11 protein-coding genes are annotated in these 12,508 nt (G+C 39.2%); 7 read left to right on the forward strand and 4 right to left on the reverse strand.

Features of this window, described 5'->3' with window-relative positions; genetic code table 11:
* The first annotated feature begins 5 nt into the window (after positions 1–5).
* From mfd to pth, 7 genes are all read left to right on the forward strand, one after another.
* A complete protein-coding gene (gene mfd, locus IX38_RS05260; protein ID WP_034702587.1) occupies positions 6–3,374 on the forward strand; it encodes a transcription-repair coupling factor in 3,369 nt (1,122 codons plus the stop codon).
* 356 nt (positions 3,375–3,730) lie between these two features.
* On the forward strand, positions 3,731–4,552 hold the full coding sequence (locus tag IX38_RS05265) for a hypothetical protein (RefSeq protein WP_034703104.1): 822 nt from the start codon (positions 3,731–3,733) through the stop codon (positions 4,550–4,552).
* 3 nt (positions 4,553–4,555) lie between these two features.
* Positions 4,556–5,371, forward strand: coding sequence for a hypothetical protein (locus tag IX38_RS05270; RefSeq protein WP_034702588.1), 816 nt, complete (start codon positions 4,556–4,558; stop codon positions 5,369–5,371).
* Between the two features lie 9 nt (positions 5,372–5,380).
* The gene (locus tag IX38_RS05275) at positions 5,381–6,121 is read left to right on the forward strand and encodes a hypothetical protein (RefSeq protein WP_034702590.1); all 741 of its coding nucleotides are present in this window, start codon (positions 5,381–5,383) and stop codon (positions 6,119–6,121) included.
* Positions 6,122–6,274: 153 nt separating this feature from the next.
* The gene (locus IX38_RS05280) at positions 6,275–7,150 is read left to right on the forward strand and encodes a hypothetical protein (RefSeq protein WP_034702592.1); all 876 of its coding nucleotides are present in this window, start codon (positions 6,275–6,277) and stop codon (positions 7,148–7,150) included.
* Between the two features lie 98 nt (positions 7,151–7,248).
* The gene (locus tag IX38_RS05285; protein WP_034702595.1) at positions 7,249–8,181 is read left to right on the forward strand and encodes a hypothetical protein; all 933 of its coding nucleotides are present in this window, start codon (positions 7,249–7,251) and stop codon (positions 8,179–8,181) included.
* 85 nt (positions 8,182–8,266) lie between these two features.
* Positions 8,267–8,830, forward strand: coding sequence for an aminoacyl-tRNA hydrolase (gene pth / locus IX38_RS05290; RefSeq protein ID WP_034702597.1), 564 nt, complete (start codon positions 8,267–8,269; stop codon positions 8,828–8,830).
* Positions 8,831–9,005: 175 nt separating this feature from the next.
* Here the strand turns inward: pth and IX38_RS05295 are convergent, their stop codons facing one another.
* From IX38_RS05295 to IX38_RS05310, 4 genes are all read right to left on the reverse strand, one after another.
* The gene (locus IX38_RS05295; RefSeq protein ID WP_034702600.1) at positions 9,006–9,641 is read right to left on the reverse strand and encodes a carbonic anhydrase; all 636 of its coding nucleotides are present in this window, start codon (positions 9,639–9,641) and stop codon (positions 9,006–9,008) included.
* A gap of 44 nt (positions 9,642–9,685) precedes the next feature.
* Positions 9,686–11,278, reverse strand: coding sequence for a SulP family inorganic anion transporter (locus IX38_RS05300; RefSeq protein WP_034702602.1), 1,593 nt, complete (start codon positions 11,276–11,278; stop codon positions 9,686–9,688).
* A gap of 143 nt (positions 11,279–11,421) precedes the next feature.
* Entirely contained in the window at positions 11,422–11,721 is a 300-nt protein-coding gene (locus tag IX38_RS05305; RefSeq protein ID WP_034702606.1) for a hypothetical protein, read from the reverse strand.
* A 21-nt stretch (positions 11,722–11,742) separates the two neighbouring features.
* Positions 11,743–12,411: a carbonic anhydrase gene (locus IX38_RS05310; protein WP_034702608.1), complete on the reverse strand. Its 669-nt coding sequence runs from the start codon at positions 12,409–12,411 to the stop codon at positions 11,743–11,745.
* Between the last annotated feature and the right edge of the window lie 97 nt (positions 12,412–12,508).

A 12,508-nucleotide genomic window follows, 5' to 3' on the forward strand; every position in this document is an offset into this window, starting at 1 on the left:
TATTTATGCAGCTAAAACCTATTCACGAAAAGTTTCTACCCGAACTGCTTCAGAAAGAATTTGGAAAAGAGATCTTTACCCAGCTAGAAAAAAGCCAGCATATTTCCGTGAAGGGAAATGCAGGATCTTCAGTTTCTATCTTTGTGGCAGAGCTTTTTCTCGCACAGAAGAAGACTGTTCTGTATCTGTTAGATGACAAGGAAGATGCCCTGTACGCCAATACGGAAATGGAAGACCTGCTTGGAAAGGACAAGGTTCTGTATTTTCCGGCAACCCATCTTGAGCCTTACCAGGTAGAAAAGACACAGAATGCCAATCTCGTACTCCGCACAGAGGTTTTAAATAAGATCAATTCCGGGAAGGCCCCTAAAGTTATTGTGGCTTATGCCGGAGCTCTGTCTGAAAAAGTTTTGAAGAAAGAAGACTTTAAAGCGATCTCTCATCATATAAAAGTAGGTGATCAGCTGGATTTTGATTTTGTAGATGAGCTGTTGAATCATTACAATTTCCAGCAGACAGATTTTGTTTCCGAACCGGGAGAATTTTCAGTAAGAGGAGGGATTGTTGACGTATTTTCATACTCCTATGAAAAGCCTTACCGTCTTACCTTCTTTGGAAATGAAGTGGAGAACATTAAAACCTTTGATATAGAAACACAGCTTTCCATAGATAAGGTGAAAGACTTTCAGCTGGTTTCCAATATGAATTTTTCGGTAATAGGAACCAGGGTCTCCCTTTTGCAGCTGCTGTCTGAAGAGAGTTTCGTTGTTTCAAGGAATGGATTGGTCGGTATGCAGAAGATCAGGACTTTTTACGAAAAATCACTGGAAAAATATGATGCTTTAAGTAAAGATATTGCGCACAGAATACCACAGGAACTCTTTATTTCGGATCAGGAGTTTCTGTTTGATTTTAAAAAATTCAAAACAATTGATTTCGCCGGTATTCCTATTGAAGGACTTAAAGACATCACTGAAATAAAAATTGAACAGCTTCCACAGCCTTCTTTCCATAAAAATTTCGAACTGCTGATAGAAGATATTGAAGAAAAGCAGAATGAAGGTTTTGATACCTGGATCTCTTTTTCTACAGAAAAGCAGAAAGAAAGGCTGGAATCCATATTTGAAGAGCTTGAGCACGAGCTTCCTTTTAAAAGTTTTAAATCTGAGCTGCATGAAGGTTTTGTAGATAACGACCACAAGCTTTTAGTGTATACGGATCACCAGATCTTTGACCGCTACCAGAGGTATAAAGCGAAAAATACGTTTGCAAAATCCGAGCAGCTTACCCTGAAGGATTTAATGTCCTTGAAAATAGGGGATTATATTGCCCATATCGATCATGGTATAGGGAAGTTCATGGGGCTTGTGAAAGTAAATAACGACGGAAAAATTCAGGAATGCTTTAAGCTTACCTATAAAAACGGGGACTTGTTATATGTAAGCATTCACTCGCTTCATAAAATATCAAAATTTAACGGTCCCGACGGAAAAGAAGTTGTACTGAGTAAATTAGGTTCTCCGGCCTGGAAATCTTTAAAGCAGAAAACAAAGGCAAAAGTAAAGCAGATCGCTTTTGATCTTATCAGGCTGTATGCCGAAAGAAAAACGGCAAAAGGGTTTGCTTTTACACCGGATTCCTATCTGCAGAATGAGCTGGAAGCCAGTTTTATTTATGAAGATACGCCGGATCAGGAAAAAGCAACCATTGATGTAAAACGGGATATGGAAGCAGATACGGTGATGGACAGACTGGTTTGTGGAGACGTTGGTTTCGGTAAAACGGAAGTTGCAATCCGTGCTGCGTTTAAGGCGGCAACTGATGGTAAGCAGGTTGCCGTATTGGTTCCTACCACCATTCTGGCGTTCCAGCATTACAGAAGCTTCAAAGAAAGACTGAAAGACTTTCCTGTGAACGTTTCTTATGTTAACAGATTCAGGACACCTAAGCAGAAAGCAGAGGCTTTGGATGGGCTTAAGAACGGGAAAGTAGATATCATAATAGGAACCCATCAGCTGGTGGGCAGTTCTGTAAAGTTCAAAGACCTTGGGCTGCTGATCATTGATGAGGAACATAAATTCGGAGTTTCGGTTAAAGACAAACTGAAAACGATGAAAAATAATGTGGATACCCTTACATTGACTGCTACTCCTATACCAAGGACACTTCAGTTCTCCCTGATGGCTGCGAGGGACCTTTCGGTTATAAAAACACCACCACCCAACAGGCAGCCGGTTGATACGCAGCTGATCGGTTTTAATGAAGAAATTATCAGGGATGCCGTTTCATATGAAATCCAGAGGGATGGGCAGGTATATTTCATTAATAACAGAATCGAAAACCTTAAAGATATTGCCGGACTTATCCAGAGGCTAGTGCCTGATGCAAAAGTTATTACAGGACATGGGCAAATGGAAGGCAAGCAGCTGGAAAAGAATGTCCTTGATTTTATGGAAGGGAAATATGACGTTCTTGTTTCCACAACCATCGTTGAAAGTGGGGTAGATGTTCCCAATGCCAATACAATCTTTATTAATGATGCCCACAGGTTCGGAATGGCGGATCTTCACCAGATGAGGGGAAGGGTAGGGCGGAGCAACAGAAAGGCTTTCTGCTACCTGATCACGCCGCCGTACGATATGATGACTTCTGATGCCAGAAAACGTCTTGAGGCTATTGAACAATTCTCAGATCTTGGAAGCGGTTTCCAGATTGCAATGAAGGATCTTGAGATCCGTGGAGCAGGAGATCTCCTTGGGGCGGAACAGAGCGGCTTTATTAATGAAATGGGCTTTGAAACCTATCAGAAACTGATGCAGGAAGCTTTGGAAGAATTAAAAGATGATGCGGATTTTGAAAACCTGTTTGATAATGAGGAGGACAGGCAGAAGCTTTTCAAGTCTGTAAAGGAGGTCAATATTGATACCGACCTGGAGCTGATGCTTCCGGATTTTTATATCTCCAATACGGAAGAAAGATTATTGCTGTACCAGAAAATTGCAGAAATCGACAATGAAAAGGATCTCTATCAATTTGAGCTTGAATTGATTGACCGTTTCGGGGCTTTGCCGAAAGAAGTGGTTAATTTATTAAAGAGTGTCGCCTTGAAATGGCTTGCTGCAGAAATCGGATTCGAAAAGATCGTTATGAAGAATGGTGTGTTTTTAGGGTATTTCCCTGCAAATCCCCAGGATAAGTTTTACCAGACGGACAGGTTCAGGCATATCATCAGCTATTTAACGCAAAATCCCGCGGAAGCCCAGCTTAAAGAGAAGATCGGGAAAGATGGCAACCTGCTTATGATGAGAAAGGAAAAAGTAAAAAATGTAGATGAGGTCAATGTGCTTTTAAAAACAATTATCGGACATAATTAAGGAATAAATGACTTAATTTTTTAACTGAAAAAACAAAGAAAGATCCAAAAAATTACTTTTTTGGGTCTTTTTTATTGATTATTTTAATGTCAATGCTGAAAAAAAATCTGTTCCAGACAGGAATTGGAAGCGTTTAAAAATCACTATATAATGAAAAATAATAATAGTGGATCTGCTTATGGTGCTGTATTTAAGCGATGTATATTCAGGAAGGATAATAAAAAAAGAATGGTTTGTAGTAATAATTCTACTTTTGTGTACGTATAATTCTATAACATAATTGCTTTGTTTATACGGGTTTACGTGGATTTGAGTGGTTTTTTATGATTTTAATTTATAACTTTGCAGCCCATATTATGAAAAAAATTATTTATTATTGCGCAACCGGGCTTTTATCAGTCAGTGTGAACGCGCAGGTGGGAATTGGGACCACTTCTCCCAAATCTACTCTCGATGTCAACGGGAAAACCACCTTAAGAAAAGAACTTAGAGTAGGCGGTACATCTGCCCAGGCTGGAAATGCCGGGTTGAACGGTCAGGTTTTGGTTTCACAGGGAGAAGGTCTGCCTCCTGTCTGGAAATCAGTGAATGTTTCCTTTATGGAGGAAGGGCAGTACAAATTGATCAATTCATACCTGTCATCTGATCAGGCGGGTGTTTCAACGCTTTCTAACGGTGTTGCGGCAGATAATGTTTATAAGAACAATGTAGGAGATGATATTGCCGATACATCAAAAGGAAAGTGGTCAAAAATTGCCGGGCTTGAAAACAATTTTATTATCAAAAACGGAAAAAACAGGCTTACTTACCAGTTTCAGACGGGGATAGAGATGAAGGCTCCTAATGCGGGAACTTCCGAATCTGTTACGTTTACATGCGGGGTTTTCAGAAACGGAAAACTGGTAGCGGTAAGGCCTGATAAGGTTACTTCAAACAATAATACAGAGAAATCAGGAATCCAGGATTATATTTTCACGCTTAATTATACAGAGCAGAATGTTCCGCTAGGTGCACAGAAGCTTGAAGTGGCATGCCGGAAGATCAATACATCAAATGCAAACTCACAGTTTACCATAGGCCGTAATGTTTCTGACACGAATACAGTTTCTAATGCATTTACCCTTGAGTCTATTATGAAGATAGATGTTATTGAATACGTAACTTATAAAAGCAATTAATTGATGAAAAATATTATATCCATGCTGCTGTTTACGGCAGGACTGACTCTTTCTGCGCAGGTGGGAATTAACACAGATTCACCGAAATCAACCCTGGACGTTAACGGTGATCTCAATTTAAGAAATAAAATTGTTGTCCTGAATGTCACAGATAATACTCTTTCTCAGGGAAATAACGACCAGCTACTTGTTTCGCAGGGTGAAGGCTATCCTCCGATCTGGAAGTCACTCCGTATCCCGGAATATGAACCGAATAAATTTTATCTGATATTCAATAACTCCTTTTCAGACAAAACAGGGGTGAAGTTTACCAATAGTGAGCAATCCAGTATTGTGTCCAAAAATACAGCTTTTGTTAAAGGGGCGGATATTTCCAATCTTCCCGGATTCAAAAGAATTACAGGTCTTACACAGCCTATCAGTGTATTCAGTACAGAAAGCAAGACCTATTTTCAATTTGAGACCGTGGTACAGGCCAACCTTCCCGTGAACGGAACGCCGGATATTTCCATAGATTATGCCTGCGGTATTTTTGTGGATAACAAGCTTGTCAATCTTAGACAGAGAAACTTAAAGGCAAGTAGCGCATCCAATACTTTTATTACCCATAACCAGATAGGAATTATATCCAATCTTTCAAAAGGAACGCATACCGTAAGTGTTGCCTGTTCAAGATTAGGCTCATATAGAACAGCGGCCGATATTGTGCTGGCGATCGGAACGAATGCATCAACCAACATCAACAGTTTCATTACCCAGTCCTCTCTTAAAGTGGATGTATATGAGATTCCTCAGATATTTAACCCAATTACAAACTAAGATACAGACATGAGAAAAATTATTATCATACCCTCTTTACTGCTGGCTGTTTCGGCAGCTGCTCAGGTGGGGGTGAACACTTCAAATCCTGTCAATATGCTGGATGTAAACGGGGATGTAAACGTAAGAAAGGAATTAAGAACCGGCGGGACAAACCTTCTGAAGGGATCGGCAGGATCAGCAGGAACTATGCTTCATAATGATTCGGAGCTTAATGCGAATGACTGGAAGAGCGTTAAAATTGCAGACGGGCAGGGAAGTATGTCTGTGTTTTCATTAAATACAGTTGCAGATCAGACCGGCGCTTCTTTTTCTGAGCCGAACGGATCTCCTACACCTTATTCCGAAGGTTCTGCCCTCACCAGTGACTGGACGGTTCTTCCGGGAAGTGTAGATACATTTTCCATTACCAATGCCGTGAATAAAGTGGCCTTTACTTTCCAGACTACTGCCCAGAAAACGGGTAATGGAAACTCTGCAGGTTTTGCATGCGGAATCTTTGTAGATAATCAGCTAAAAGCCGTTCGTACAGATGTTTTAATAGGCTCGGAAGGAAGCTACAAGATTTTTAATCTTAATGCTACACTTGCGAACCTTACTCCTAAAAATAATTATAATGTAAAGGTTGCCTGTACAAAGAGAACTTTAAACTCCAATACTCTGGGTATAGGAAAAGCTGTAAACACGACCTTTCTGAATAACGAAATGTCACAGTCCGTTCTTACAACATCTGTTCTGCAGCCTTATTAAATTTCATAGTATATCATAATTTAAGGACCTAAAAGCATCTTGTTTTTAGGTTTTTTTTGTAAAAAGATAAAGATTACTATGAATTTGTTGAATAAGTGAATGTTTTCATCAAAAAAATGAATTATATTTGTCAACTCACTAAAATATTTTTTCATGGGAAAAAACTATCTTTTTAAAATCATTGCCGGAGTGTTTTTCGGACTTATGGTTTCTTGTGACAACTCTTCTTCAGATCAATTTGAGCCTAGTGCCAATAATGGCGGAAACAATGGTAATACAACACCTCCTCCGGCCAGGGTTCTGGAAAAGATCACCTTAAGCACTAATCTTCAGGAAGAGTATACAGTTAATGGAACGGTCTTTCAGAAAGGAATGCTGCGGGATGGAACTACCAGTAATTATTATACAGGTACTGTAACGTATATTAATAATAAAATTGGTAAAATAAAGTTTCTCGGAAGTTTGTCCGGAAGTATGACCTATGATTTTAGCGTAAGTGAAGACAGCAAAGGAAATGTGTACAACGCAACATGTACTGCTACTGCCACCACGGCGATAGATTCTTTTGTAAGTGACTATACCTTTACTTATGATGCGAACGGTAAAAAACTTGTGAAAATTCTGGAAAAAAGAAAAGTGGCTGGAAATACGGCATACAGCTTATTCACTGAAAGCACTTTTACTTATATAGGAGATAATATTTTTAAGGTAGAATGTGCTAAAGGAACACTTACTGGCACAGGCGCACCGAACATGGCGACCGCAAAGCTTACCGTTTACAGCTACCAGAATTATGACTCAAAGGTCAATCCGTTCTCTACGCTTCCCAAAACGTTCTTTACTGCATGGAGCCTGGTTCGTCCGGAGAATTTTTACAGAATTTCTCCAAACAACCCTACATCGGTATATGTAATGCCGCCATCTCCTGCACCGGCAGTGAATACGCCTATGACCTATTTGTATGATGCTTATAACTATCCTGTTTCAGATAAGGACCAGATCCTTAAATATACTTACAGAACGTTATAAAACTCAATTGATTATCAGTTTTACCGGAATATAAATAAAAACATGACTTTTGTTCAAAAAAAAGTTATATTTGTCAAAAAATAAACAATTACCTGGAAATGAAACAGTTTTTCTACTTAATTTTATTAATCGCAGGATTTTCTTCAATACATTCCTGTAAAGACATGCTAGACGAAGACGGGGATCCATTATTGGATCTGAATGATACGGGAGGACTTACAGGTCCAAGAGCATTATACAGAGAAATTACAGATAAAGATACATTAGCAGAATATCACTACAACGGACTTCTGGTAACAAAAGTAATCACAGACAGTGCATCGATTACAGATATTGCATACAGCGGCAACAAAATAAGCCAAATTACCTTTAACGGGTTTTTGGATTTGGATGGAAACGGGAAACTGGACAAAGACAGCGTTTCTTACAGCCAGCTATTTACCTACGGATCAAATGACAGACTGGAAACTATTTCTGAGAACCGTTCTGTTTTCAGAAGACCTGCACCTGTACCTCCGGCAACTAACCCCGGACCGCAGACCCTTTTACGTAAAACAAAGACCCTTTACGGATTAAAGTATAACGGTTCTACTGCCAAGCTGGATTCTATCATCATGAGAAACGGTCCGGATGCTCCCGGAACACCGTTTGCTTTTATCAGCTATTCCAGAACAGGATATACTTATCTGGGTGATAACGTATCAAGAGTTGTAAGAAATTACGGACCTATGACCGGAAATGTATTTGGAAGACCTACCACCAGGCTGGCGTATGATTTCTTAAATTATGATACAGCAATCAGTCCATTTACACTGCTTCCTGACGTTTATAAGATTTCAAGACTTTTATCCACTGAAATTAACGATAAAGAAAGTCATATCTTATCTCCGAACAATCCTAAAAAACTGTCTGTAACAGATCTTATACCTCCTATTCCGTCTCCTGTCACCAGAACGACGAATTATAACTACGATCCGCAGACTTATATGAAGAAAGGATTTGGTATCAACTACATTTACAAGCCTTTCTAAAAGAATCTTTAAAATATACAGGCCCAATCTTTTGTAAGATTGGGCTTTTTATTTTTTATACCTTAATTTTGCAAAAAATTTCTCAATGAAATATTTAATAGTCGGGCTTGGAAACAAAGGTCCTGAATACGAAAATACACGCCACAACATAGGATTCAAAGTCGCTGAAAAAATAGCCGAAACACTGGACGCTTCATTCAATACAACTAATTTCGGCTGGATGGCAGAAGGAAAATACAAAGGAAGAAAGGTTCTTGTCCTGAAACCGGATACTTATATGAATCTTTCGGGAAATGCTGTGAGATTCTGGATGCAGAAAGAAAATATTCCATTGGAAAATGTGCTGATCATTACTGACGATCTTGCCCTTCCGTTCGGGACTTTAAGAATGAAGATGAAAGGTTCTGATGCAGGCCACAACGGACTGAAAAGCATTAATGAAACACTCAATACCCAGAATTATGCAAGGCTGAGGTTTGGGATTTCGGCAGACTTTTCCGAAGGACGCCAGGTAGATTATGTATTGGGAACATGGAATGAAGAAGAATCTGAAAAGCTGAGCGAAAGAATTGAAAAATTTACTAAAGCCAGCCTGTCTTTTGTGTTTGCCGGTGTCAATAATACAATGTCAGCATTCAACGGAAAATAAAATAGGGTGTCAACTCTTAATGGTTTAAAAGTATAGTAATTTCCAAGCTATTCCCCAAAAATAAAGACCATCAGAGAAATCCGATGGTCTTGCTGTATACTTTAAAAATCAATTCCCGATCTAACCATAGCATGATTTTATCTATGTGTAATAAAAATGTACGGATTTTGATCTCTTAAATCCAGGTTACAACTCCTGTTTCAACATCATAATTGGCTCCAACTATTTTTATCTTACCTTCGTCTTCAAGCTTTTTAAGCGTTGAACTTTGCGTACGGATATCTTCGATGGCGTTTTTTACGTTTTGCTGATTTAGTCTTTCCAAAAGCGAACTGTTTTTTGATGAACGTTCTTCGCCTTCTTCAATGATTTCATTGATGATTGGGTCGAAATGATGAATTAAGTGATTGAGATTATCCATTCCCATTTCCTGGATCTGTGCTGCGTCCAAACCGCCTTTTAATGCACCACATTTAGTATGTCCTAAAACTACAACAAGCTTGGAGCCTGCAACGTTACAGCCAAATTCCATTGAACCTAAAATGTCCTGATTTATAAAATTACCGGCAATCCTGATACTGAAAATATCTCCTAATCCCTGATCAAAGATAAGCTCCGCAGAAGTACGGCTGTCTATACAGCTTAAAACTACTGCAAAAGGCCATTGACCTTCACGTGTTGCGTTCACTTGTTCTAAAAGATCTCTGTTTGCCTTTAGATTATTCACAAATCTTTGGTTTCCGTCTTTTAAAAAATCTAATGCTTTTTCAGGATTAATTGTAGATTGGGTTTCGTATGTATGTGCTTTCATATGATTGATTTATTCTTTTTAAAATTAAAATTACTGTAATGAGCTTACATAGCTCTTCTGTGTGTGATAAGGATGTGGGAGTCTTCATCTGTTTCATAATCCTTATATGAAGTTTTGAAGCCTAAAAGCTCCACATTGATATCTTCCTCTTTAGCCCTGATATTGGCGAAATCCTGGATCATTTCCAGTACATCCGTTGCAATATAGGAAGTCCCTCTCGCGTCAATGGTTACAGTAGAATTGGGCTTGACATTTTTCAACGTTTTTTTGATGGCTGCTTTGTTTAAGAAAGAAACTTCTTCGGCAAGCTTAATGTTGATCCCGTCAGCATCATTCAGTTTTTCTCTGCTCAGATAATAGGCGCGCTTCATGTTCCCCTGAAGGATATAGAATATAGAAATGGCCAGACCGATTCCGACTCCTTTAAGAAGGTCAGTTGCCACAACAGCAACAACTGTAGCCACGAAAGGAATAAACTGGAATTTACCCAAATGCCAGAAATGCTTGAACGTGGCAGGCTTAGCCAGCTTATATCCTACAAGAATCAATACTGCAGCAAGCGTGGCAAGTGGTATTAAATTTAATATAAACGGAATAGTAAGCACACATACCAGTAAAAGGACTCCGTGGATCATCGCGGAAAGCTTTGAAGTGGCTCCGGCGTTGGCATTGGCAGAACTTCTTACCACTACAGATGTCATTGGCAGCCCTCCGATAAATGAACTGATTAAGTTCCCGATCCCCTGTGCCTTAAGCTCAAGATTGGTATCGGTAATTCTTCTCTGCTTATCCAATCTGTCTGAAGCTTCAATACACAGCAGCGTTTCAATAGATGCTACAATGGCAATGGTTGCGCCTACTATCCATACCTTCGGATTGGTGAATCCGGAAAAATCCGGTATCGTAACAAGATTTTTGAAATCATCCAAAGACTGTGGAACAGGCAGAGATACCAGGTGCTGTGTGCCGATGGCCAAAGAGCTTCCGGACAGCTTGAATGCCTCATTAAGAAGTATTCCTGCCACTACTGCTACCAATGCTCCGGGAAGCATTTTCATCCTTTTCAAAACCGGGATTCTGTCCCAGGCAATAAGGATCCCTACAGAAACCATTGTTACCACAATAGCACCTGTATGTATGGCTCCTAATAATTCCGTGAAATATTCAAAGTTAAGACCGTTATCGAAAATAGATTCGTGTCCTTCGTAATCTTTGTCGAATCCCATCGCATGAGGGATCTGTTTTAAAATAATAATAATACCGATGGCGGCAAGCATTCCTTCAATAACATTATTAGGGAAATAATTGGATATACTTCCGGCTCTGATAAATCCTAAAATTAACTGGATAGCCCCCGCAATCATTCCTGCACAAAGAAAGAGTTCGAAAGCTCCCAGGTCTGTAATGGCGGTTAAAACAATGGCTGTAAGTCCGGCAGCCGGACCCGATACGGATATATTTGAATTACTTAGAAATCCTACTACTAACCCGCCTACTATACCGGCGATGACACCAGACAAGGGTGGTGCTCCCGATGCTAAAGCGATTCCGAGACATAATGGAAGCGCTACTAAGAATACAACGAGTCCTGAAGGGAAATTCTCCTTGATTCCTCCTATAAATGATGTTTTTTTCATGATGTTTTTGAAAAATACTATAACCGATTTATCTGTCTTCAGATAATCAATTATAAAAAATTGGAATTTAATTTTAAAGCACGCGTACCCGATATCAGTTTTGATATTGAATACTATAAAAAAATATGGCTATACTTAAAAAATTAAGCTTCCGGAGGCGGAGAAAATATGGTGAGTAAGGGCGACAGATGAAAGGAATCATCTATCAGCTCAAAAGACACGCCCTGAAGATGAGGTTCGGAAAACTTCACGTAATCGAATACGTTCAAAGGTTTCGGAAGGGTCTTTTCGTAAACAATAAAAGATGATGGGTGAGAATGAGGCTCCTCTTCATTGATTGTTACATTGGTCCTTGCTATATCCCAGCCTGCAACCGCAGCAATGCCGGGCAGTGCTGTGAAGTTTAGGAAGAAGGTCAATACAATAATACTCCAGAATTTCATCTTACATTCATTTTAGAAAAACTAGTTTGTTTTTCTGCTCATTACCCAGTCAGAACTTGTAAGGTTATAGATTTTTTGGATGTCTTTCAGGATTTTCTCGAAATCGATCTCCAAATCAATGATCTTACCTGTTCTAAGGTCAAATACCCAGCCGTGTACGATAGGATACTCATCAATGATGTATCTTTCCTGTACGCAGGCCATTTTGATCACGTTGATGCATTGCTCCTGAACATTAAGTTCTACAAGCCTGTCATAACGTTTTCCTTCATCTGTGATAGAATCTAACTCAGCCTGGTGCAACCTGTAAACGTCACGGATGTTTCTCAGCCAGGGATTCAATAATCCCAGATCCTGAGGAGTCATCGCTGCTTTTACACCGCCACAGTTGTAGTGTCCGCACACGATAATGTGTTTTACTTTAAGGTGTTCTACAGCATATTGAATGACAGCTGTGGAACTCATGTCTAAAGTATTGACGACATTAGCAATGTTTCTGTGGACAAAAATTTCTCCAGGTTTTGCACCCATGATCTCTTCCGCTGTAGCTCTGCTGTCTGAACATCCGATGTAAAGATAATCAGGATTCTGAGTTTTTGCAAGCTCGTGAAAGAATTCCGGGTCCTGTGAAATTTTAGACTCTACCCACTTTCTATTGTTTTCGAAAATAACTTCGTACGATTGTAACATAATTTTAAAAATTTAAAAAGGTTTATAATTATTTATTTCGTTTAAATTATTTTCAAATTCAATAGATTAAATCAATAATCATACAAAAATATAGTTT

Origin of the sequence: Chryseobacterium luteum, from assembly GCF_000737785.1 — a bacterium.
Lineage (GTDB): Bacteria > Bacteroidota > Bacteroidia > Flavobacteriales > Weeksellaceae > Chryseobacterium > Chryseobacterium luteum.

Bases quoted from the DNA above. Each gene is read 5' to 3' on its own strand.
- IX38_RS05295 (WP_034702600.1), bottom strand. From the start codon at position 9,641: ATGAAAGCACATACATACGAAACCCAATCTACAATTAATCCTGAAAAA.
- IX38_RS05305 (WP_034702606.1), bottom strand. From the start codon at position 11,721: ATGAAATTCTGGAGTATTATTGTATTGACCTTCTTCCTAAACTTCACA.
- pth (WP_034702597.1), top strand. From the start codon at position 8,267: ATGAAATATTTAATAGTCGGGCTTGGAAACAAAGGTCCTGAATACGAA.
- IX38_RS05280 (WP_034702592.1), top strand. From the start codon at position 6,275: ATGGGAAAAAACTATCTTTTTAAAATCATTGCCGGAGTGTTTTTCGGA.
- IX38_RS05265 (WP_034703104.1), top strand. From the start codon at position 3,731: ATGAAAAAAATTATTTATTATTGCGCAACCGGGCTTTTATCAGTCAGT.
- IX38_RS05310 (WP_034702608.1), bottom strand. From the start codon at position 12,411: ATGTTACAATCGTACGAAGTTATTTTCGAAAACAATAGAAAGTGGGTA.
- IX38_RS05285 (WP_034702595.1), top strand. From the start codon at position 7,249: ATGAAACAGTTTTTCTACTTAATTTTATTAATCGCAGGATTTTCTTCA.
- IX38_RS05270 (WP_034702588.1), top strand. From the start codon at position 4,556: ATGAAAAATATTATATCCATGCTGCTGTTTACGGCAGGACTGACTCTT.
- IX38_RS05275 (WP_034702590.1), top strand. From the start codon at position 5,381: ATGAGAAAAATTATTATCATACCCTCTTTACTGCTGGCTGTTTCGGCA.
- IX38_RS05300 (WP_034702602.1), bottom strand. From the start codon at position 11,278: ATGAAAAAAACATCATTTATAGGAGGAATCAAGGAGAATTTCCCTTCA.
- mfd (WP_034702587.1), top strand. From the start codon at position 6: ATGCAGCTAAAACCTATTCACGAAAAGTTTCTACCCGAACTGCTTCAG.